Below are 21244 nucleotides of genomic sequence, written 5' to 3'. Positions count from 1 at the left end.
GTTTCCGGGCGGCAGGCGCCCGTTTTATCGAGACGCTCGGTCGATGTAACCCCCACATCGATAATCGCGTCGCACCGCGATGAGGGTCTCTCCACACGGAAGGCCTCGCCGCCCGGAAACCTTGTGTACACGTTTTTGTTACCTGCCGGAAGTTCCGCATCATGAGCACGCCAGAACCTTTTCGCGAAGTGCCGCACCGCGGCCTGATCACTGTTGCGCTCATGTTGGCGACGATCATGCAGGCGCTCGACACGACGATCGCTAACGTCGCGCTGCCGACCATGACCGGCGATCTCGGCGCCTCCCCGGACAACATCAACTGGGTGCTGACCTCCTACATCGTTGCCGCCGCAATCATGACGCCGGTGACCGGCTGGCTGGCCGACCGCTTCGGCCGCAAGGAACTGTTCCTGACGGCGGTTGTCGGCTTCACCGTCTTCTCCATGCTGTGCGGTATCGCCTGGAGCCTGGAGACCATCGTTTTCTTCCGGCTGATGCAAGGCGTGTTCGGCGCGGCCATCGTGCCGCTGTCGCAGACCTTCCTGCTCGACATCAATCCCAGGGAACGTCATGGCCAGGCGATGGCAATCTGGGGCGCCGGCATCATGCTGGGACCAATCCTTGGCCCGACCCTGGGTGGCTGGTTGACCGAAAATTTCAACTGGCGCTGGGTGTTCTTCATCAACCTGCCGGTCGGCATCATCGCCTTCCTCGGCATGGCCGCATACCTTCCCAATATTGCCCGGCGGGTACGGAGCTTCGATTTCTTCGGCTTCGCCATGCTCTCGCTCGGCGTTGGCGCGCTGCAGCTGATGCTCGATCGCGGCGGCGAGGTAGACTGGTTTTCCTCGGTCGAGATATGGATCGAGCTTGGTCTTTCCATCACCGGCTTCTGGGTGTTCATCATTCACACCTTGACGGCGGAGCACCCCTTCATTGACCCGAAGATCTTCCTCGACCGCAATTTCGTGACCGGACTGGCGTTCATCTTTGTCATGGGCGTGCTCATTTTGGCGAGCATGTCGCTGCTACCGCCAATGCTGTCGACCATCTTCGGCTATCCGACCCTCACCATCGGCATCGTCTTGGGGCCACGCGGTGTCGGCACGATGATTGCGATGCTCGTCGTCGGGCGGATCATGCACAGGATCGATGCCAGAATCCTCGTCGTCATCGGCTTTCTCCTGACCGCGCAGTCACTCTATACGATGGCTGGCTTCACGCCTCAGATGGATAACTGGCTGATCCTCAGCTCCGGCGTCATCCAGGGCCTGGGGATGGGAATGGTGTTCGTGCCGCTGTCGACCGTCGCCTTCGCCACGCTCGACGCGCGCTACCGCACCGATGCCACGGCGCTGTTCAGCCTGGTACGCAATCTCGGCTCGTCGATCGGCGTATCGGTCGTCACGGTTCTGCTGGTCCGCAACACGCAGATCAATCACGCCGAGCTGTCGGCCTTCATCAACCCGTTCAACCCGAATCTATGGGCGGCCTCGCCGGCGGCTGCGGGCGGCGATCCAACGACGCTTTCGCAGATGGATGGCATGGTCAATATCCAGGCAATGATGATTTCTTACGTCAACGACTTCAAGCTGCTGATGATGATGACGCTGCTTGCCATCCCGTTTGTTTTCGTGCTGCGCAAGCCAAAGGCTGGTCCGACCGCCGGTGGGGCGCCGGCCGCGCATATGGATTAAATATCGCAGGGTGCGCCGATACTCGGGACACCCTGGCATATGCTTCCAACGCAAGCCCCTAGCCAATTCGGTCTGGCTCAAGAAATATTGCTGAGCAATGCCGAGGCTGGAGATGATGATGATGATGATGATGCAAACCCCGACCTTCTCGGTGTCCGACAGGTTTCCTGTGTTCGATCTGGGGCGGTTCGAAAGTCTGGCGCGTTGGAGAAAAGGCGCTTGGCGCCGAAGTCGACGGCGGGTGCGTTCGTCATCAATATCGGCGACCTGATGGCCCGTTGGACCAACGATCGCTGGGTCTCCACCATGCACCGCGTGGTCAATCCGACTGTAAAAGAGGGGCCGCCGGCGGAAGCGGGCGGCAGGGACAGGCGCCAGTCGATGGCCTTCTTTCACCAGCCGAACTGGAATGCCGAGATCAAGGTGCTGGACGTATGCCTCGCAAGCGGCGAGGCGCCGAAATACGAGCCGGTGCGGTCCGGCCTATATCTCATGGCCAAGTTCAGGGCGACGACCAGGTAGAGCCTCATTTCCCGAGCACAAGGCTCCAGTAGCGCAGCGAGCCGTCGCGGTCGTCGCGGACATAGGCGAGGCCAAAGCGGGTGAAGCGCGGGTCGAGCATGTTGCGGCGGTGGCCGTCCGAATGCATCCAGATGTCGAACAGCTTTTGCAGGTCGAAGCGGCCCTCGGCGATGTTTTCGGCGGCGGCACCGGCAATGCCGTTATCCCTGACGCGCGATCCAAAATCCTTGCCCCAGCCGGTGGTGTGGGTCATGCGGCCACCACGCGCCATGTAGCCGGCCTGCTGCAACGCCGCCTTTTCGAGCTGCGGATCGGGGACGAGTGGTCCCAACCCAGCTGAGGTACGGAGATCGGCAAGCGTGCCGGCAGCGGAGGAAGAGGCACCGGCGCCTTCGCCGGTCGGCAGCGCGGTGGCGCAGGCGGCGAGCCCCGCCAATGCGGCGAGGCCGGCAGCCCTGAGCAGCATTCGCCGGTTTGGTGCCGGGCGCATTTCGGCCGAGTGAGGACCCGAGGATGGATGGTTGGCGATGTCGGTGAGCGTCATGCCCGCCTGAGATACCAGGAATCATGGCTTTTGCCGGGCAGGCGATGAAAAATGCGAGGTGACGGGCTGGACGCCATCTGCGCGGCGACAATCTCTGGCAAATCAGCTATCATGCCATAGTTCTAGAAGTGGCAGCTACGGGGCGGCCATCCCGGCGGTGACCGCCCCGACATACGGGAGAAAGGTAATGGCCAGCTTTCATGTCATGTCGGACGCGCGTGGCATGCACGTGCAGCCAAAAGTGCGCCGCATCACCACGGCCGATTTGAAGGATGCGTTGCGGCTCGGCGTAGAGGATTTCTGGGCAAAGCCCTCGCACTACGTGTTCCTGTGCCTGATCTATCCGATCGTCGGGCTGATCCTGACGCGGTGGTCATCCGGCTCCAACGCCATCCAGCTCGTCTACCCGCTGATGTCTGGCTTCGCCCTGGTCGGCCCGTTTGCCGCGCTCGGCCTCTATGAGATCAGCCGCCGGCGCGAGCTCGGCATGAACACATCCTGGCGGCGTGCGCTCGACATACGCCACTCGCCGGCGCTGTTCTCGATCGCGGCGATCGGTTTCATGTTGCTGGTGCTGTTCCTGTTGTGGATATACACCGCGCAGGCGATCTACACCGGCCTGTTCGGCAGCCAATCGCCGGCCTCGGTCGGCGGCTTCCTGCGCGAAGTGCTGACAACGAGCAGGGGCTGGATGCTGATCCTGCTCGGCAACGCGGCAGGCTTCGTTTTCGCCGTCATCGTGTTGGCGACGACGGTGGTCGCCTTTCCGCTGCTGCTCGACCGCGATGTCGGCGCGGTGTCGGCGATCGAGACCTCGGCGCGGGCGGTGATAAAGAATCCGCTGCAGATGGCGCTGTGGGGCCTGACGGTCGCGGTGCTGCTGGTCATCGGCTCGATCCCGCTGTTTGCCGGGCTCGCCGTCGTCATGCCCATCCTTGGCCATGCGACGTGGCACCTCTATCGCAGAACGGTCGAGCCGGAGCGGGCACAGCAGGTGAGGCGGCCGATGTAGGGCGCCCTGCCGGCCCGCATTGCAGGTAAGACGCTCAGCGCTGGGCGTCGGTCGCCATCTTCAGGGCCAGGGCAGTCAGCACCGTGCCCATCATCCAGCGCTGGATGACCAGCCATAGCGGCCGCCCGGCGAGGAAGGCGGCGATCGAACCGGCCGTCACTGCGATGATTGCGTTGACGGTGAGGCTGATCGCGATCTGGGTGGAGCCGAGCACCAGCAGCTGCGCCAGCACATGGCCCTTGCCGGGATTGATGAATTGCGGCAGCAGCGACAGATAAAGCACCGCCACCTTCGGATTGAGCAGGTTCGTCATCAGGCCCATGGCGAACAGCTTGCGCGGCCTGTCCTTCGGCAGTTCCCGTACCTGGAACGGCGAGCGCCCGCCGGGCCGCACCGCTTGCCAGGCGAGCCACAAAAGGTAGAGCGCGCCGGCAAAGCGCAACGCGTCGTAAGCGAAGGGCACCGCGAGCAGCAGCGCGGTGATGCCGAACGCCGCCGACAGCACATAAAAGAGAAAGCCGAGCGCCACGCCGCCGAGCGAGATCAGGCCGGCTTTCGGCCCTTGCGACAGCGAGCGCGAGATCAGATAGATCATGTTCGGGCCTGGCGTCAGCACCATGCCGAGGCAGACCAGCGCGAAGGCGAGATGGTTGGCGGCTTCGGGCATTGAGGCGTCTCCGGATGGCGGCAAAGATCGTCCGCTTCCCGATATTCATCCAATGCGCCGGTCGTGCGAACGCTCACCATGTGCCTGCGCCGGCGGCAACGCGCAAGGGCATGACCACCTGAGCCATTGCGCCAGTGTTGACGATTGGCGAAGTGGCGATGACTGCCAATCTCCCCCGTAACGGGCGAGATCGCAGCTTCGGTGAAGTCGCCTTCAGCTGACGACGCGCAGGTTGGACAATTCGTTGGCGATTTCCTTGAAATTGTCCGACAGCGTCGCTCCGGTCGCGTTCCAGAACAGCTTGGCCGGCTTGCTCGGATCGGTTGGATCCTTGCGGAAGCGCGAGTCCGAGGAGCACGTCTTCAGCGCGTCCATCGCTTTCTGGTCGCCCGCATCGGCCGTCGACATGTCGAGCGCGACGGTCATCACCATGATGTTGGCCGCCTTGGCGTTGCTGCAGAGCGTTTTCATCTGCTCGTTGAGCGCGGCGGTGTAGTTGCTCGACGAATAGTTGAACTGGCCGATGTCGCTCGACGTGCCGCCGAACAGGCGGGTGACCGAGGTGCCATTATAGCCGAGGCCGGTATAGCCGTAGGCGGCGTAGGTCGATTTGTTGCCGGCCGGGTCGCTGCTTAGGGCCGAATAGGTATTCTCGCCGTCGGTGAGCACGATGACGACCTTGTCGTTGCCGCGCTCCGTCTCCGGCCGCCCTTCGGTAAACGGCTCGCTGCTCGACACCGTGCGCCAGCCCCAGGCCATGCCTTCCGGCACGTTGGTGTTGCCGTTGGGCGTCATAAGGTCGATCGCCGCCTTGATCGCGGCGAGGCCGTCGGTGTTGGTAACGTCGGTCAGCGGTGTGATCGGGGTGGTGGTGCAGCTGTAGTTGGGGCCGGCGCCTTTGCCCAGCACCGGCGCATTGATCGGCCGCGGCTGGAAATACTTGGCCATGTTGGACTGCCGCGTCTTGCCGGTGGCGCTGGTCGGGTCATCGTTCCACCAGCTGTTCGCGGCGCCGTAGGTTACGGGCTTCGGCTCGTCGGGATCCTGGGTCAGATACCAGTGGTTGCCGGGTTCGTCCGGTGCGAACATCGGCACGAACATCGTTGCCGGGTCCCCAACGCTCGTGCCGGTGTTGTTAGGTCCGCCGGAAGCGGGTGCGTCGTTGACGTTGTAGGGGTAGGGCCGGACCTCGACGCAGCCCTGCCAACTGGCGAACGGACCATAGGTGTCGGTATAGTCGTATTCGTCGTGGCTGCGCTTGCAGGTGTTGTCTGAGCGGTATTCGTCACAGACGACGCGCTTGCTGCCGACGATTTGCTCATGGCTGGTGACGACCTTCATGTCGCGATAGAGCGAGAAGCGGGTCAGCATCTGGCCCTCCTCGTCACCCCAGCCAGTGCCCTTCTTGTACCAGATGCCGTTGATTTTCTGGGCATATTTGTCGGCGGCATTCAGCGTCGACCAGTCGAAATTCTCGTTATGCACCGGCGACAGGCCATAGATGTCGATCCATGGTGCGTTGTCGTTGCTGGTGCCGACATTGACCGAGGCGGCGAAGGGCACGAGGCTGAACTGGACCGGCTTGTCGATCTGCTTGATCATTGCCGCCTGCGTGGCCAGCGTGTCGACAAGCTGCTTGGCGGCTTGCTTGAGAAGATCGATGCGTTTTTGTCCGGAACCGGTACCGGTGTTCGACATCGATCCGGAATTGTCGAGCACCATGGCGACTTCCAGCGTGTTCTTCAGCCGGACTTCCGAGCATACGGAATAATTGAGCGCGGAAGAGGACCTGCCGATCAGCGCCGCCGCCGCCGGCAGGAAATAGGGGTGATAGACCAGGTCGGCGCAGAGTTTCAGTATGCCGCCGCCGGTGGTGGTGGCCGGCAGCGTGACGTTGAGCGTCGTATTGGTGGGATCGACGTTGTCGAGGTTGGCATTGAAGAAGTCGAGCGCGTAGGCTTTCAGCTGGTCGTCGGTGGCGCCTTCGACCAGCCGGCGAGCGGTGGCGAAGTTGGCGGCGTCAAGCGCATTCACCACCATCTGCTTCTCGCTGGTCAGTCCCGTATAGTCGACGGCCATCGCCAGGCCGCCCATCAGTGGCACCATGGCCAGCACGGTCATGAGAGCATAGTTGCCGCGCCTGTCGCGGCAGAATTCACGCCAGAATTCACGCATGTCTGTAAGCGGCCCCGCCTGCTTCAATGCGGCCACAGTTTCACAAAACGCTGAAGGGCGGGTTTGGGAAACCGGTCGATTGCGCGTTCGGTATTTCATCAAGCGCTAACCAAACAGGTGCCGGCAGCTGCTGAACAAAAACACGCCCCGCCGTCGGGCGGGGCGTTTCGCATCGGCAATGTGCCGATCAGCCGACGATGCGCAGGTTCGACAACTCGTTGCCGATCTCCTTGAAATCGTCCGACAGCGTCGCGCCGGTCGCGTTCCAGTAGAGCTTCGCAGGCTTGCTCGGATCGGTCGGGTCCTTGCGAAAGCGCGAGTCCGAAGCGCAGCTCTTGAGCGCGGCCATCGCTTTTTTCTCGTCTGCGTTGGTATCGACGAGGTCGAGCGAGACGGTCATGACGATAATGTTCGAATTCTTCGCATTGGCGCAAAGCGTCTTCATCTGCTCGTCCAGCGCGGCGGTGTAGTTGGTGGCGGTGTAGGTGGTCTTCGGAACGCTTGTGTTCATGAACATGCGGGTCACACTTTGCGACGCCTTCGGGCCGGTGTAACCGTAAGCGGCGTAGGTCGACCGGTTGTTGGCATAGAGGCTGTCGCTGAGGGCAGAATAGGTGTTGGCGCCGTCGGTCAGCACAATGACCACCTTGTCGTTGCCTCTTTCGCTGTTCGGCCGGCCTTCGGTGAAGGGTTCGTTGCTCGACACCGTCCGCCAGCCCCAGGCGAGCCCCTCGGGCGCGTTGGTATTGCCGTTCGGCGCCATCGCGTCGATAGCGTCTTTGATCACTTGCTTTTGCGCATCCTGGCTCACGTCTTTCAATGTCGTGATCGGGTTGGTCGTGCAGGACGCATTCGGACCATCCCCGGAGGCGGCAGATGCGGAGCCGTAAGGCTTGACCAGAAAATATTTGCGCATGTCCGACTGCCGCTGTGAAGCAGTCGGGTCGATTGGATCATAGGGCCAGTCGGCCCACCAGTTGTTGCCGTACCCGTAGTTGGCGCTGACGATGTCGTTGGTGCCGTCACGGTTGAAGTCTCGCCAGAGGGTACCAGCTTCGTCCGGCGCGAACATCGGAACAAACAGTGTGGCCGGGTCGGCGGTATCCGGCGTCGTGTCGTCATCGTTATAGGGGTACGGCCTTGCCTCCACGCACCCCTGCCAACTTGCATAGCGGCTCGTCGTGTAGATGTATTCCGGGGTAGTCCAATGGCCTTTATCGCAGGTGCCGTTTTTCTTGTAGGTGTCGCAGATGTACTGCTTCGTATTGGGCACCTCCTCGCGACCCGACTCGACGGTCATGTCGGCATAGAGGCTGAAGCGGGTCAGCGGCTGGTCCTTACTGTCACCCCAGCCGGCTCCGCGCTTGTACCAGACGCCGTAGACCTTCTCGGCATATTTGTTCGAATCATTCGCCTCAGTCATCTTCGTCCAGTCGAAATTCTCGTGCTGTACCGGGGAGATGCCGTCCTGGTCCATCCAAGTGTCCTGGTCATGGGTGGGGCCGACATTGACCGAGGCGGCAAATGGCACCAGCGAGAACTGCACCGGTTTGGAGACCTGTTTCATCTGCTGGGCCTGCAACGCAAGCGTATCGACAAGCTGCTTTGCGGCGTCCTTCAAGAGATCTATGCGCTTTTCGCCAGTGCCGGAGCCGAGATAATTCATCGAGCCGGAATTATCGAGCACGAGGGCGACTTCCAGCGTGTTCTTGAGCCGGACCTCGGAAGTAGCGGTGAAGCCGACTTCGGTGGCGCTGGCGGACTTGCCGATCAGCATGGCCGCTGCCGGCAGGAAATACGGTTGATACTTCAGGGCGGCTTGCAGTTTCAGCGTGCCGCCGCCTGCGTTGCTGTTGGGCAGCGTGACGGTCAGCGTCGTATTCGCCGGCTTGACATGCCTCAGATTGGCTTCGAAGAAATCCTTGGCATAGGCCTTGGCGCTGTCATCGCTTGCGCCGGAGACGATCTGCTGGGCCGTGGCGAGGCCGGCAGCATCCAGCGCGTTCAGCGTTTCGTGTTTTTGGCGCAGCAGTTCCGTATAGTCGACCGCAATCGCAACGGCGCCCATGAGCGGCACCATGGCAATAACGGTCATCAAGGCATAATTGCCGCGCCTGTCGCGCGCGAATGTGCGGATCATTGCCTACAGCACCCCTGCCAGGATCCAATTGTCGGCGCGACCATGCCCAGAAATATTTAAATTTCAGGTTGCCGGAATACGTCCAAGATCACGCCGCCCTTTCAAAGCCCGTTAACCAGGCGACCTTTCGTGGCAATGTGACTTCGATTGGGTCGCCTTCGGAATAGTGTTCTCGTTCACCGCGGCCTTTCTCCGATCGCCTGGCGGCAGCCTTCGGAGATGCCGAAAGCTGGTGACAGGGTGAAGCGCTTCGGCTAATGCGGACCGGCTGCGGCGGACCGTCGGCTGCGGCTCTTGCAATGATCATGACTTGGGAAAACGGCATGGCGCATTTGCCCGACATCATCGGCTCGCTCGCGGATCTGTCGGGAGCCTATTCGGCCATACTGTGCGATGTCTGGGGCGTGGTGCATAATGGCGAACGACATTTTCCGGCGGCGGCTCTGGCATTGGCCGCCGCGCGCGCGGCGAAGCTGCCTGTCGTGCTGATCACCAATTCGCCGCGCCGCAGCGCTGACGTTGTGGCGCAGATGGATGCGATCGGCGTTCCGGCGGCTGCCTATGACCACGTGGTCACCTCCGGTGACGTGACCCGCGACCTGATCGCCGAGGGTCCACGAAAGATCTTCCACATCGGCCCCGACCGCGATTTCACGCTCTATGACGGCCTCGACGTCGATCTCGTCGAGGAATTCGAGGCAACCGGCGTGGTCTGCACCGGCCTGTTCGACGACGAGGTGGAAAGGCCGGAAGACTACGCCGATCTTCTGCAGCGGCTGCGTGCCAGGAACCTGCCCTTCATTTGTGCCAATCCCGACATCGTGGTGGAGCGCGGCGAGCGGATGATCTGGTGCGCAGGGGCGCTGGCCCGCGACTATGCGCAACTCGGCGGGCGCACGCTGATCGCCGGAAAGCCTTATGCGCCGGTCTATGAGGTCGCGATGAAAGAGGTTGCCCATCTTCTCGGCCGCCCGGTGGAGCGCTCGCAAGTGCTGGCTATCGGCGACGGCATGATGACCGATATCAAGGGTGCGGCCGACAACGGCTTCGATGTGCTCTACGTGTCGGGCGGCATCCATGCCCGCGACTATGGCGAGGCGCTGCAACCCGATCCCGCCAGGCTGGCGGCCTTCCTGGAGAAGCATGGCTACCGGCCGGTCGCCGTCATTCCGAGACTGCAATAGGTTTAGACCATGACGGCAACCTTCGAACGCATTTCCGCAACTACCCCGCTGCCTGCGCATTTGCGCGGCGGCGTGGTGGCGATCGGCAATTTCGACGGCGTTCATCGCGGCCACCAGGCGGTGCTCGAACGCGCGCTTGCAGAAGCGACGCGGCGCGGCGTGCCGGCCCTGGTGCTGACCTTCGAGCCGCACCCGCGAAAAGTGTTCAGGCCCGACATTCCGTTGTTCGTGCTGACCCCGCCGCCGATGAAGGCGCGGCTGCTGTCGCATCTGGGCTTTGCCGCGCTGGTCGAACAGCCGTTTACGCGCGACTTCGCCTCCCTGTCGGCGGAGGCTTTCGTGACCGATGTGCTGGAAAAGAACCTCGGCATAACGCACTCCGTCACTGGTTTCGATTTCCATTTCGGCAAGGACCGGCAAGGCGGCCCTGCCTTTCTGATGGCAGCCGGCGAGCGCCACGGTTTCGGCGTCACGCTGGTGGATGCCTTCCGCGACGAGGGCGCCGAGGTGGTGTCGTCGAGCCGCATCCGCGAACTGCTCGGCGAAGGCGCCGTGGCGGACGCCGCCGGCCTGCTCGGCTACCGCTTCACCGTCGAGAGCGAGGTGATCGGCGGTCAGAAGCTGGGCCGCACGCTCGGCTTTCCGACCGCCAACATGAGGCTTTCGCCGGAAGCGACTCTTAAGGAAGGGATTTATGCCGTCCGCTTCCGCCGCGCCGAAGGCACGCTTTATGACGGTGTCGCCAGCTTCGGCCGCCGCCCGACCGTCGACGACAATGGTGCGCCGCTGCTGGAAACCTTCGTCTTCGACTTTTCCGGCGATCTCTACGGCGAGATTTGCGCGGTGTCCTTGTTCGGCTTCCTGCGTTCGGAGGTGAAGTTCGACGGGCTGGACGCGCTGGTCGTGCAGATGAAGCGCGACGAGACCGAGGCGAGGGCGCTGCTCGCCGGGGTCAGGCCGTTATCGGACCTGGACCGCGCTATCGCCTTCTGACGTTTCCGGAAAGCGCCGCCGAAAAGCGCGCGACTGTGAAGCAACTGATCGAAGGCCGTGGCCAAAGCGTCCAACGATCGTCGATGAAAATCGACACCACGCAATATCTCGGTATCGCGCTGGCGCCGGTTTCGGTGACGCTGCTCAATCTGGTGTAACTACTTCTTCGCCCCGCCCTGGAATGACGAAGCTGAGACTATCTCTTCAACGCCAGGCCAACGGCAATAAATGTCCAGCCCTGGAAGATCAGGTCGATCGCCAGGAAAAGCCCGAGCACCCACACGCTGTTGACCGGCCAACCCATGGCGATGACCAGGCCCGCCAGCACGCTGATGACGCCGGCCGCCACGATCCAGCCCCAGCCGCGTTCCGGCCGGTGGTTGTAGCCCACCCAGGCCCTGAGCACGCCGGAAGCGACGAGGGCGACCGCCAGCAGAAAAGTCAGCACCGTCGAGGCAAGGATCGGATTGTCGAAAGCGAAGAACCCGGCGACAGCATAGAGAAGGCCGCTGAGCAGCCAGTAGAAGAAACGGCCCCATGTCTTCACGCCGAAGGCATGCACGATCTCGATGACGCCAGCCATCAGCATCAGCCAGCCGACGACATAGACCGAGGCGACGGTGGCGATGAACAGATTGCCGAAGGCGATGCCGCCGAGGATGAGCAGCAGCACGCCGAGCCCGACGAACCATCCCCATTTTGCCCGCGTCCGCTCGATCGCATCATCCAGGGCATCGCTGCGCAGGGTCATTGCCGTCATCTCCGCCGGGCTTGGCTTATTGCCAAGTTGGAGGGTAGCGCCGAAGGCCTTGCCCGTCCAGCGAGCAGCTGGCACCAGGTGCACGCCAAAAAGCAAGCAGCCGTTTCAAATTTAAATCAAACTTTACCGAACTGGCGCCATGGCTCTCGGAAAGCCGGATGTTCTACCGGCATGTTTCGCGTATGGAGTGAAAATGCGTTCTGTCAGGGCGATTCCGCTGGTTTTGGCTATTTTCATGCTGGGCACACCCGTAGCCCTTGCCGGCGAGGGCGCTCTCGGCTGGCTGTCTGGCGACTGGTACCTGACGGTCGGCGCCACCGGCATGGTCGCGCCGAATTTCGAGGGCGGCAAGAAATACCTGCTCGGCGCCCAGCCGATCATCTTGCTCGGCAAGGCTGGTCCCGCGGCCCGTTTCACCTCGCGCAACGACAACATCTCGCTGGCGCTGATCGACGACGGCAGCGTCCGCGCCGGCCTGACCGGCAAGTTCCTGTTCTTCCGGGACAGCGACGATGAACTGAAGGGTCTCGACCCGGTGCGCTGGGGCGGCGAGGCGGGCGGCTTCTTCGAATTTTATCCCTTGGACTGGCTGCGCGCCCGCGCCGAGCTGCGGCACGGGATTCGCGCCCATAACGGCTTTGTCGCCGACATCGCCGCCGACGCCTTCTACGACGTGACGCCGAATGTCAGGATTTCCGGTGGGCCGCGCGTCTCGTTCGCCTCATCAGGATATTTCGATGCCTATTACGGCGTCAATGCGCAGGAGGCCGTCGCTTCGGGCCTGAGCGAATACCATCCGGGCGGCGGCGTGAAGTCGACCGGCGTGGGCGGTGCGGTAACCTGGAAGGTAACTGAACCGATGACCGCCAGCCTGTTCGGCGAATATTCCCGCCTGATGGGTCCGGCGGCCGATTCCAGCCTGGTCAGGGAGCGTGGCGACCGCAACCAGTTCACGGTCGGCGTGTCGACCACCTACCGCTTCGATTTCTCGATGTGAGGGCACAACCGCCCGACCCGCTTCATTTGATCAGCCGACTGTCGAACGGGTAGCGGTATAGGCTAGCAATGGTGATGCGCGGCGCGTCGCCATGGTTTGGGTTGAGCAGATAGTTGCTCGCTTTCGGCATTATGGCCGATGGAATTTTCATGAGCGCATGACGATTGGCCGAAAGAAAGTCCGTGCCCTGCTGTCGGGTTGATTCCACATCTTTGTCCCAGCCGTCATCGATGACTGGCTCGATAGTTTCGATGCCCTCCGGAACGTCGATTTCAATAAGCTGGTAAGTATCCGGAACGGTTTGCCGCGTCGCATGCACCAGTATCTCCAGAAGTGCTGTCGAAGGGTGATCGGTGCAATAGACGATCGGCGTCCCGTGCCTGTGCCACCTTCCATCGATAAGCATTCCGCCGCGACCTGAAAGATCCGCGAAATTGGAGATGCGCCAGATGCGCATCGTCAGGCAAACATACCGTAGTCGATGCGGATAAGCTCCTCGAAGACGACGTGGGCGCCGGTTTCCGTCTCGAGAAGATCGATCGGCCTTGCGCCGTCCAATGCAATGATCTCACTGCGCAGCCAACGCTGGGCCTTCTCATGACTGCCGAATACCCGGTCCGCGTGTTCGGCTATACGTTCCAGGCGCAGGGCGCGATCGGACTCAGCAGGCGAAAGCGGCTCGGCATGCTCTTTGCGGCGAGCCAGCGTGCGGCGTGGCGCAACTATGCGGTAGAGTTCATCGCTGCTGAAACCAAGACTGCGCAGATGATCGAGCTTGTCCGTAGGGACGGAAAAGTCGTGTGTAGCGCGAATTGCCTTTGCCGGGACTGTCACAGGCATCTCCTTCGTCTGCAGGCTGCCATCTGCCCCGCAACATAGGCGCAATTGGCACATGCTGCAAGGAGAGTTCGGGCTTTTCAATATCGCCTGTCTCGGTTAAAAGCCCAGCCATGACGAGTTCTTTGTGCCTTGTCGCGCCGACGATACGAATTACAGGCCCGGTGTTCCGGGCGGCGTGACCGCCGCCGGAGCCGCCGGGAATCTTGCGCGCGGCCTCTCGCGCTTTTTCCAGATCATGATAGTTCAACGCCCGGGCTCTTTTGCCGCCGGGCAATGCACATGGCAGACCAATGACCGACACTGTTGAAACCATCGACTATTCCAGGACGCTTTATCTGCCGCAGACGGATTTCCCGATGCGCGCCGGCTTGCCCGAAAAGGAGCCGCTGCTGGTCAAGCGCTGGCAGGACATGGACCTTTACCGAAAGCTGCGCCAGGACGCCGCCGGCCGCGAAAAATACGTGCTGCATGACGGCCCGCCCTACGCCAACGGCAACATCCATATCGGCCACGCACTGAACAAGATCCTCAAGGATGTCATCAACCGCTCGTTCCAGATGCGCGGCTACGATTCCAACTACGTGCCGGGCTGGGACTGCCACGGCCTGCCGATCGAATGGAAGATCGAGGAGCAGTACCGCGCCAAGGGCAAGAACAAGGACGAGGTGCCGGTCAACGAGTTTCGCAAGGAATGCCGTGAGTTCGCCGCGCACTGGATCAAGGTGCAGGGCGGCGAGTTCCAGCGGCTGGGTGTCGTCGGCGACTTCGAAAATCCTTATACGACGATGGCCTTCCATGCCGAGGCGCGCATCGCTGGCGAACTGTTGAAATTCGCCATGTCGGGCCAACTCTACCGCGGTTCAAAGCCGGTGATGTGGAGCGTGGTCGAGCGCACTGCGCTGGCCGAGGCCGAGGTCGAGTACCAGGATTATGAGTCGGATATGATCTGGGCGAAGTTCCCTGTCGCCAGCCTGGTCCGGCCGGTGGCAAACGTCGAGTCCGGGCAGCCGGTAACCCTGGATGCAACACTGACCGAAGCCTCGCTCGACCTCCTTGAGGCCCATGTCGTCATCTGGACGACGACGCCCTGGACGCTGCCTGGCAACCGCGCCGTCAGCTATTCGCCGCGCGTCGCCTATGGCCTCTATGAGGTGACGGCGGCCGAGAACGCTTTCGGCCCTCAGCCCGGCGAGAAGCTGATCTTTGCCGACGCGCTGGCCGAGGACGCCGCGGGAAAGGCCAAGGTGACGTTGAATCGGCTTCACAGCGTTTCGGCCGAACAGCTTGCAACCCTTACGCTTTCGCATCCCTTCAGGGGCTTCGCCGATGGCTATCAATTCCCGGTGCCGATGATCGCCGGCGAGCATGTCACCGACGATGCCGGCACCGGTTTCGTGCACACCGCACCCAGCCACGGCCGCGAGGACTTCGACGCCTGGATGGATGCGGTGGCCGACCTACTCAAGCGCGGTGTCGACACCGCGATCCCGTTCCCTGTCGACGATGCCGGCTTCTTCACCAAGGACGCGCCGGGCTTCGGCCCGGACCGCGAGGGCGGTGCCGCGCGCGTCATCGACGACAACGGCAAGAAGGGCAACGCCAACCAGGCGGTCATCGAGGAGCTGATCAAGCGCAATGCGCTGTTCGCACGCGGCCGGCTGAAACATTCCTATCCGCATTCCTGGCGCTCGAAGAAGCCGATCATCTTCCGCAACACGCCGCAATGGTTCGTCTATATGGACAAGGATCTCGGCGACGGCACGACGCTGCGCAGCCGCGCGCTGAAGGCCATCGACGATACGCGCTTCGTGCCAGCCGCCGGCCAGAACCGCATCCGCGCCATGATCGAGGAACGTCCCGACTGGGTGCTGTCGCGCCAGCGCGCCTGGGGCGTGCCGATCGCCGTCTTCGCCGATACCGAAGGCAACGTGCTCAGGGACGAGGCGGTCAACCAGCGCATCATGGACGCTTTCGAAAAGGAGGGAGCCGACGCCTGGTTCGCGGCCGGCGCCAAGGATCGTTTCCTCGGCAATCACGACGCCTCGAAATGGCAGCAGGTGACGGACATCCTCGACGTCTGGTTCGATTCCGGCTCGACCCATGTCTTTACCCTGGAGGACCGGCCCGACCTGAAATGGCCGGCCGACGTCTATCTCGAAGGCTCCGACCAGCATCGTGGCTGGTTCCACTCCTCGCTGCTCGAAAGCTGCGGCACCAGGGGCCGGGCGCCCTACGACACCGTCGTCACCCATGGCTTCACCATGGATGAGGAGGGGCGGAAAATGTCGAAGTCGCTCGGCAACACCGTCGTGCCGCAGGATGTGATCAAGCAATCGGGCGCCGACATCCTGCGGCTGTGGGTGGTGACAACCGACTACTGGGAAGACCAGCGGCTCGGCAAGAACGTGCTACAGACCAACATCGACGCCTACCGGAAGCTGCGCAACACCATCCGCTGGATGCTGGGCACGCTCGCCCACGACGTTGGCGAGACGGTGCCGCTGGAAAAGATGCCGGAACTGGAGCGGCTGATGCTGCACCGGCTTTCCGAACTCGACGATGTCGTGCGCTCGGGCTACGACGCCTTCGACTTCAAGCGCATCACCCGCACGCTGCTCGATTTCATGGTGGTCGAGTTGTCGGCTTTCTATTTCGATATCCGCAAGGACGCGCTCTATTGCGAGGCGCCGTCCAGCGTGAAGCGCAAGGCCTCCGTGCAGGTGGTTCGCCATCTGTTCGATTGCCTGGTGAAATGGCTGGCGCCGATGCTGCCCTTCACCATGGAGGAGGCCTGGCTCGACCGTCACCCCGACACCGTGTCGGTGCATCTCGACCAGTTCCCGCAAGTCCCGGCAGATTGGAAGAACGAGGCGCTGGCGGAAAAGTGGCGCAAGGTACGACAGGTCCGCCGTGTCGTCACGGGCGCGCTTGAAATCGCCCGCGCCCGGAAGGTCATCGGTTCGTCGCTGGAAGCGGTGCCGCTCGTCACCCTCGACGATGCAGCTCTCGAAGCCGCAATCGCCGATGTCGACATGGCCGAGATGGCAATCACCAGCGATCTCGTCATCGTCCATGGCACGGCGCCCGCGGGCGCCTTCACGCTGGACGACGTCAGGGGCGTCGCCGTGGTGGTTGAGAAGGCCGAGGACCGGGGCCTGGTGAAATGCGCGCGCTCCTGGCGCTACACGGCCGATGTCGGGCAGGACCCGGAATTCCCCGACGTTTCGGCGCGGGATGCCGCAGTCCTGCACGAGCTGAAGGCGCTTGGCCGGCTTTAATGCATGTCGCCCAAAAGTGTTTAGCGGTTTTGGGATAACGACATGCACGGCAATGCATGTCGCCCAAAAGTGTGTAGCGGTTTTGGGATAATGACATGCGCAGCCAGATCACCATATCGGTGCACAAATGCCACGCCGGGCGGCCGATCGGCCCCCGCGCGTTGCCGTTAATGAGTGGTTGAGGTAAACACGCGAAACTCCGGACGACAAATTGTCGCCGGATTTCCGTCGGAAGAGCATGGACGATGGGGACCGGACCTTTGGCCGGTGGCTTTTCGAGAGGCTGTCTAGAGTGGAACTTTTTGGCATGACCGAGAGAACTTACGCGCGCGTTGCGCTGCTGGCGCCGCTTGTCGTGTCAAGCCTCGCTCTGTCCGGCTGCATGGGCTCGCCCACCTATGGCACCGACAAGCCGGCTGCCACCCAGCTTGCAGACGATCTCACCAACGCCTTTACGTTCGCGCCGAAACGCAAGGAAAAGATCGACTATAAGCCGCGCCCCGAACTGGTGAAGCCGGCACCGGGGCAGAAGGAACAATTGCCGCCGCCGCAGGAAAGCATCGAGACGGCGAGCGCCGATTGGCCCGAATCGCCTGAGCAGCGCCGCGCCCGCCTGCGCGCCGACGCCACGCTGCACCAAGACGATCCGGCCTACCAGGCGCAGATCGTCGATGATGTGCAGACCGATCCTACCTCGGTGAAGAAGGCGATGGCGGATTCCGGCTCGAGCCATCCACCGCGCTGGACGCCGGCGGATTCGGACAAGGGCCGCGCCGACGAAATCAAGCGCCGCCTTGCCGAAAGCAAGCAGGGCGATCCCAACACCCGCAAATATCTCAGCGAACCACCTCTCGACTATCGCGTTGCCGCCGGCACCGCGCCGCAGGGCGATCTCGGCGAGGACGAATACAAGAAGGAACGCCGCCTCAAGAAGGAGGCAGCCGCCAAGAGCAAGAGCGGCGGCATGTTCGACTGGCTGCCCTGGTAATCTGACGGCTCTACAACTCGCGTCGCTCCCGGAAAAAATCCTTGAGAAGCAGGGCCGCGTCGTTCTCGGCCATGCCCGCATAGATATCGGGCGTATGGTGGCAGGTTGGTGAGGCGAAGAAGTGCACGCCGTTGACCACCGCGCCGCCCTTCTCGTCGGCGGCGCCGAAATAGAGCCGGCGCAACCTGGCGAATGAAATGGCGCCGGCGCACATGGCGCAAGGCTCCAGCGTCACATAGAGGTCGTGGCCGGTGAGCCGCTCGCTGGAAAGCTTGCGGCAAGCCTCGCGGATCGCCAGCATCTCGGCATGGGCGGTAGGATCGGCAAGCTCGCGGGTGCGGTTGCCGGCACTGGCAACGACCGTTCCACCGTGGGCGATGACAGCGCCGACCGGCACTTCGCCACGCTGGGCGGCGGCTGCGGCTTCTCTAAGCGCCAGCGCCATGAAATCCGGGCGCTTCAAGCGGTTTCCATTCCGATTATCTCCTCGCCACTCGACGGCGATCCTGTTATCTAGCGCGTGACCCAGAAAACCGGAATCGGTTTTCAGAAAAGATCATGCGCCAAATCAAAGTGCTACAGCGTCCGTTGCGCGTCCGAAAGGACGCCGCGCTGTAACGGTGCAGATGAGCAAAGGCCACATGGACGACAACGACAAGAAATTTTCGGGCAAAAAAAGCCCGAGCAAGAACGCATCGGGCAAGAGTGGCCCGAAAGCGGCGGGACCACGCGGCCGCGACGGCGCCGCCGGCAAGGGCGGCAAGCCATCCTTCGGTGCGAAAAAACCCTATGCACCGCGCGGCGAACGTCCGATGGCGGCCGAGGGCGAGCGGCCGAAGCGTGATTTCAAGGGCGGCGACCGGCCATTCAGCAAGGGGCCGCGCCCCGAAGGCAAGCCTTATGAGAAGCGTGAAGGGCCGCGCAAGCCTTACGCGCCGCGCGGCGACAGACCGATGGCGGCCGAGGGCGAGCGGCCGAAGCGTGATTTCAAGGGCGGCGAACGGCCATTCAGCAAGGGGCCGCGCCCCGAAGGCAAGCCTTATGAGAAGCGTGAAGGGCCGCGCAAGCCTTACGCGCCGCGCGGCGACAGACCGATGGCAGCCGAGGGCGAGCGACCGAAGCGCGAGTACAAGCCGCGCGAGGCGGGTGAAGGTGGCGAAGGCAAGCCGTATGAGAAGCGTGAAGGGCCGCGCAAGCCTTACGCGCCACGCGGCGACCGGCCGGCTGCTGCCGAAGGCGACCACGGCGAAAGGCGCTTCGACGGCCCCAAGCGCGATTTCAGTGACCGCCCCAAGCGCGATTTCAGCGACCGTCCCAAGCGGGACTTCAGTGACCGGCCGAAGCGCGATTTCGGCGGCGATCGGCCCCAGAGGGCACAGGGGGCATCAGGCGGCGGCTTCAAGCCGCGCCCGCGTCTTGCCGAGGCGACGGAAGAGGCCGGCGAGCGCATCGCCAAGCGGCTGGCCCGTGCCGGCCTTGCCTCGCGCCGCGACGCCGAGGAGTTGATCGCGGCCGGCCGCGTCAAGGTCAATGGCCGGGTCTTGTCCTCGCCGGCCTTCAACGTGATGCCTGGCGACATCATTCATCTCGATGGCATGGAAATCCCCCCGATCGAGCGCACTCGGCTGTTCCTGTTCCACAAGCCGGCCGGCGTGGTCACCACCAATCGCGATCCGGAAGGCCGAAAGACAGTGTTCGACGTGCTGCCGGCCGACCTGCCGCGGCTGATGACCATCGGCCGGCTCGACATCAACACTGAAGGCCTGCTGCTGCTGACCAATGATGGCGGTCTGTCGCGGGTGCTCGAATTGCCGGCCACCGGTTGGCTCAGGCGCTACCGTGTGCGCGTCCACGGCAAGGTCGAGGAGAGCGCGCTCGCCGGCCTGCGCGAAGGCATCGCCGTCGACGGCGTCTTCTATGGCGCCATCGAGGCTACGCTTGACCGCGAGCAGGGCTCGAACGCCTGGCTGACGATCGGCCTGCGCGAGGGCAAGAACCGTGAGGTCAAGAACATCCTCGGCGCCCTCGGCCTCGACGTGACGCGGCTGATCCGCATTTCCTACGGGCCGTTCCAGCTCGACGACTTGCCCGAGGGCCATGTGCTGGAGATCAAGGGCCGCGTGCTGCGCGACCAGCTCGGCGAGCGTCTGGTCGAGGAGTCCGGCGCCAATTTCGACGCCGAGATCACCAAGCCGTTTTCCAACAAGCCGGTGCGGCGGACGGAACCGCGCCCGGAGGAAACCGAGCGGCCGAAATTCACCCGCGACGGAGAGCGTCGGCCGATCGGCGAGGGCGGCCTGATCAAGAATCGCAAGCGCCGCGAGGGCACACGCGACGAGGCGCTGGGCAAGCTGTCGACAAGGCCCGACAGAAGCTTTGGGCCGGAAAAGAGCTTCGGCGATCGCGGCCCCAAGCCGGAGCGCGGCGGCTTCGGCGATCGCGGGCCGAGGCCGGGTGGCTTCGGCGGCAAACCGGGCGGGAAGAAATCCGAACGCGAGCAGCGGGCGATCGAGCCGCCGGGCCAGCGCAAGGCCAATGTCTGGATGGCGCCGGGCGCGCGGCCGATCGGCAAGGGCAGGGCGGAAGCCGATGCCGCCAAGGCAGCTGAAACCAAGGCGCGCAAGGCCTCGTTCAAACCCCACGGCAAATCAGGTGCAAAGCCGTTCGGCAAGCCGCGTAATGATCGTCCAAATTCCGTCAACAGCGACGGCAAGGGCGGCGAGCGGCCGCGCGGCGGCCCGAAGGGTCCAAGGGGAAGCAATGCGGATCGTCGGCGGTGAGTTTCGCGGGCGTCCGCTGGCGACGCCGCGCAGCAATGCCATCCGCCCGACCACCGACCGCACCCGCGAGGCCGTCTTCAACGTGCTGGCGCATCGCTTTCCGAAAAACCTCGAAGGCGCGCGCGTACTCGACCTGTTCGCCGGCACCGGCGCGCTCGGCCTCGAAGCACTGTCGCGCGGTGCATCCTATGGCGTCTTCATCGAGGAATCGGCGGAAGGGCGCGGCCTGATCCGCACCAATGTCGAGGCCTTCGGCCTGACCGGACGCACCAAGATATTCCGCCGCGACGCGACCCAGCTCGGCGACGCCGGCACGCTCGCCGCCTTCGGCCTGGTCTTTGCCGATCCGCCTTACGGCAAGGGCCTGGGCGAACGCGCTCTGCGCTCGGCCAGCGCCGGCGGCTGGCTCTCGCCCGGTGCGCTCTGCGTTATCGAGGAAGCAGCAGTGGCGCCTTTCGACGCAGGGCCTGGCTTTTCGGTCGTCGACGAGCGCGGCTATGGCGAGACGGTCATCCGGTTTATCGAGGTTGCCTGAGTTCTGATTTTGCGATTCCGGCGCGCTTCGCGGCCACCTCTCTCCCCACTTCGCGGGGGCGAGGAAAAAGCGGCTGCGGCGATTTCGCCTCTCCAGGTTAGGCCAGCGCCATCATTTGTCCGAAACGATCGC

19 protein-coding genes are annotated in these 21244 nt (G+C 63.1%); 11 read left to right on the top strand and 8 right to left on the bottom strand.

Going from position 1 to position 21244, the window contains the following annotated elements; translation table 11 throughout:
• Positions 1-161: 161 nt before the first annotated feature.
• Positions 162-1697 (top strand): DHA2 family efflux MFS transporter permease subunit, encoded by a 1536-nt coding sequence (locus tag EN859_RS13220; RefSeq protein WP_127854533.1) that lies wholly within the window; start codon positions 162-164, stop codon positions 1695-1697.
• Between the two features lie 219 nt (positions 1698-1916).
• The gene (locus EN859_RS39220) at positions 1917-2219 is read left to right on the top strand and encodes a 2OG-Fe(II) oxygenase family protein (protein ID WP_245525554.1); all 303 of its coding nucleotides are present in this window, start codon (positions 1917-1919) and stop codon (positions 2217-2219) included.
• Positions 2220-2223: 4 nt separating this feature from the next.
• Here the strand turns inward: EN859_RS39220 and EN859_RS13210 are convergent, their stop codons facing one another.
• Entirely contained in the window at positions 2224-2709 is a 486-nt protein-coding gene (locus tag EN859_RS13210) for a CAP domain-containing protein (RefSeq protein WP_127854547.1), read from the bottom strand.
• Between the two features lie 241 nt (positions 2710-2950).
• On the opposite strand from EN859_RS13210, the gene EN859_RS13205 reads away from it, so the two are divergent.
• A complete protein-coding gene (locus EN859_RS13205) occupies positions 2951-3775 on the top strand; it encodes a DUF2189 domain-containing protein (protein WP_127854531.1) in 825 nt (274 codons plus the stop codon).
• A 34-nt stretch (positions 3776-3809) separates the two neighbouring features.
• Here the strand turns inward: EN859_RS13205 and EN859_RS13200 are convergent, their stop codons facing one another.
• From EN859_RS13200 to EN859_RS13190, 3 genes are all read right to left on the bottom strand, one after another.
• The gene (locus tag EN859_RS13200) at positions 3810-4442 is read right to left on the bottom strand and encodes a LysE family translocator (RefSeq protein WP_127854530.1); all 633 of its coding nucleotides are present in this window, start codon (positions 4440-4442) and stop codon (positions 3810-3812) included.
• Between the two features lie 213 nt (positions 4443-4655).
• Positions 4656-6617: a pilus assembly protein gene (locus EN859_RS13195; RefSeq protein WP_189501924.1), complete on the bottom strand. Its 1962-nt coding sequence runs from the start codon at positions 6615-6617 to the stop codon at positions 4656-4658.
• 187 nt (positions 6618-6804) lie between these two features.
• Positions 6805-8757 carry a pilus assembly protein gene (locus EN859_RS13190; protein WP_127854529.1) on the bottom strand — a complete coding sequence of 651 codons (1953 nt, stop codon included), beginning with the start codon at positions 8755-8757 and terminating at the stop codon, positions 6805-6807.
• A 323-nt stretch (positions 8758-9080) separates the two neighbouring features.
• On the opposite strand from EN859_RS13190, the gene EN859_RS13185 reads away from it, so the two are divergent.
• From EN859_RS13185 to EN859_RS40250, 3 genes are read left to right on the top strand one after another with little or no spacing between them, the layout of a single operon-like run.
• Entirely contained in the window at positions 9081-9941 is an 861-nt protein-coding gene (locus EN859_RS13185) for a TIGR01459 family HAD-type hydrolase (protein ID WP_189501922.1), read from the top strand.
• A 9-nt stretch (positions 9942-9950) separates the two neighbouring features.
• Positions 9951-10934 (top strand): bifunctional riboflavin kinase/FAD synthetase, encoded by a 984-nt coding sequence (locus tag EN859_RS13180; RefSeq protein WP_127854527.1) that lies wholly within the window; start codon positions 9951-9953, stop codon positions 10932-10934.
• A 35-nt stretch (positions 10935-10969) separates the two neighbouring features.
• Positions 10970-11092 carry a hypothetical protein gene (locus tag EN859_RS40250; RefSeq protein ID WP_281015609.1) on the top strand — a complete coding sequence of 41 codons (123 nt, stop codon included), beginning with the start codon at positions 10970-10972 and terminating at the stop codon, positions 11090-11092.
• Positions 11093-11130: 38 nt separating this feature from the next.
• Here the strand turns inward: EN859_RS40250 and EN859_RS13175 are convergent, their stop codons facing one another.
• Complete coding sequence (locus tag EN859_RS13175) at positions 11131-11685, bottom strand: HdeD family acid-resistance protein (RefSeq protein WP_127854526.1); 555 nt, start codon at positions 11683-11685, stop codon at positions 11131-11133.
• 202 nt (positions 11686-11887) lie between these two features.
• On the opposite strand from EN859_RS13175, the gene EN859_RS13170 reads away from it, so the two are divergent.
• The gene (locus EN859_RS13170) at positions 11888-12691 is read left to right on the top strand and encodes a MipA/OmpV family protein (RefSeq protein ID WP_127854525.1); all 804 of its coding nucleotides are present in this window, start codon (positions 11888-11890) and stop codon (positions 12689-12691) included.
• A gap of 22 nt (positions 12692-12713) precedes the next feature.
• On the opposite strand, the gene EN859_RS13165 is transcribed toward EN859_RS13170, so the two are convergent.
• Together EN859_RS13165 and EN859_RS13160 are read right to left on the bottom strand one after the other, a co-directional pair.
• On the bottom strand, positions 12714-13148 hold the full coding sequence (locus EN859_RS13165; protein WP_127854524.1) for an RES family NAD+ phosphorylase: 435 nt from the start codon (positions 13146-13148) through the stop codon (positions 12714-12716).
• A 2-nt stretch (positions 13149-13150) separates the two neighbouring features.
• Complete coding sequence (locus EN859_RS13160; protein ID WP_245525560.1) at positions 13151-13531, bottom strand: antitoxin Xre/MbcA/ParS toxin-binding domain-containing protein; 381 nt, start codon at positions 13529-13531, stop codon at positions 13151-13153.
• 290 nt (positions 13532-13821) lie between these two features.
• Between EN859_RS13160 and ileS the strand changes: the two genes are divergently transcribed.
• Together ileS and EN859_RS13150 are read left to right on the top strand one after the other, a co-directional pair.
• Entirely contained in the window at positions 13822-16809 is a 2988-nt protein-coding gene (gene ileS / locus EN859_RS13155; protein WP_127854522.1) for an isoleucine--tRNA ligase, read from the top strand.
• Between the two features lie 307 nt (positions 16810-17116).
• Positions 17117-17797, top strand: a complete 681-nt coding sequence (locus EN859_RS13150) for a hypothetical protein (RefSeq protein ID WP_127854521.1) — start codon at positions 17117-17119, stop codon at positions 17795-17797.
• Positions 17798-17807: 10 nt separating this feature from the next.
• Here EN859_RS13150 and EN859_RS13145 read toward each other — a convergent pair whose 3' ends face one another.
• A complete protein-coding gene (locus tag EN859_RS13145) occupies positions 17808-18260 on the bottom strand; it encodes a nucleoside deaminase (protein ID WP_127854520.1) in 453 nt (150 codons plus the stop codon).
• 178 nt (positions 18261-18438) lie between these two features.
• On the opposite strand from EN859_RS13145, the gene EN859_RS13140 reads away from it, so the two are divergent.
• Positions 18439-20577, top strand: coding sequence for a pseudouridine synthase (locus tag EN859_RS13140; RefSeq protein WP_127854519.1), 2139 nt, complete (start codon positions 18439-18441; stop codon positions 20575-20577).
• On the top strand, positions 20558-21112 hold the full coding sequence (gene rsmD, locus EN859_RS13135) for a 16S rRNA (guanine(966)-N(2))-methyltransferase RsmD (protein ID WP_127854518.1): 555 nt from the start codon (positions 20558-20560) through the stop codon (positions 21110-21112). The genes EN859_RS13140 and rsmD overlap by 20 nt, the downstream gene beginning before the upstream one ends.
• The last annotated feature ends 132 nt before the right edge of the window (positions 21113-21244 follow it).

The organism is Mesorhizobium sp. M00.F.Ca.ET.216.01.1.1, assembly GCF_004010325.2.
Lineage (GTDB): Bacteria > Pseudomonadota > Alphaproteobacteria > Rhizobiales > Rhizobiaceae > Mesorhizobium.
Note: the sequence above shows the minus strand (reverse complement) of the source record. Positions and strands in the feature narration are given on the sequence as shown.

What these genes read in the sequence shown, in the direction of transcription:
- EN859_RS13195 (WP_189501924.1), bottom strand. Translation starts at nt 6,617, where the DNA reads ATGCGTGAATTCTGGCGTGAATTCTGCCGCGACAGGCGCGGCAACTAT.
- EN859_RS13205 (WP_127854531.1), top strand. Translation starts at nt 2,951, where the DNA reads ATGGCCAGCTTTCATGTCATGTCGGACGCGCGTGGCATGCACGTGCAG.
- EN859_RS13165 (WP_127854524.1), bottom strand. Translation starts at nt 13,148, where the DNA reads ATGCGCATCTGGCGCATCTCCAATTTCGCGGATCTTTCAGGTCGCGGC.
- EN859_RS13200 (WP_127854530.1), bottom strand. Translation starts at nt 4,442, where the DNA reads ATGCCCGAAGCCGCCAACCATCTCGCCTTCGCGCTGGTCTGCCTCGGC.
- EN859_RS13210 (WP_127854547.1), bottom strand. Translation starts at nt 2,709, where the DNA reads ATGCGCCCGGCACCAAACCGGCGAATGCTGCTCAGGGCTGCCGGCCTC.
- EN859_RS13185 (WP_189501922.1), top strand. Translation starts at nt 9,081, where the DNA reads ATGGCGCATTTGCCCGACATCATCGGCTCGCTCGCGGATCTGTCGGGA.
- EN859_RS13160 (WP_245525560.1), bottom strand. Translation starts at nt 13,531, where the DNA reads ATGCCTGTGACAGTCCCGGCAAAGGCAATTCGCGCTACACACGACTTT.
- EN859_RS13190 (WP_127854529.1), bottom strand. Translation starts at nt 8,757, where the DNA reads ATGATCCGCACATTCGCGCGCGACAGGCGCGGCAATTATGCCTTGATG.
- EN859_RS13170 (WP_127854525.1), top strand. Translation starts at nt 11,888, where the DNA reads ATGCGTTCTGTCAGGGCGATTCCGCTGGTTTTGGCTATTTTCATGCTG.
- EN859_RS13220 (WP_127854533.1), top strand. Translation starts at nt 162, where the DNA reads ATGAGCACGCCAGAACCTTTTCGCGAAGTGCCGCACCGCGGCCTGATC.
- EN859_RS13150 (WP_127854521.1), top strand. Translation starts at nt 17,117, where the DNA reads ATGACCGAGAGAACTTACGCGCGCGTTGCGCTGCTGGCGCCGCTTGTC.
- EN859_RS13180 (WP_127854527.1), top strand. Translation starts at nt 9,951, where the DNA reads ATGACGGCAACCTTCGAACGCATTTCCGCAACTACCCCGCTGCCTGCG.
- rsmD (WP_127854518.1), top strand. Translation starts at nt 20,558, where the DNA reads ATGCGGATCGTCGGCGGTGAGTTTCGCGGGCGTCCGCTGGCGACGCCG.
- EN859_RS13175 (WP_127854526.1), bottom strand. Translation starts at nt 11,685, where the DNA reads ATGACCCTGCGCAGCGATGCCCTGGATGATGCGATCGAGCGGACGCGG.
- ileS (WP_127854522.1), top strand. Translation starts at nt 13,822, where the DNA reads ATGACCGACACTGTTGAAACCATCGACTATTCCAGGACGCTTTATCTG.
- EN859_RS13140 (WP_127854519.1), top strand. Translation starts at nt 18,439, where the DNA reads ATGGACGACAACGACAAGAAATTTTCGGGCAAAAAAAGCCCGAGCAAG.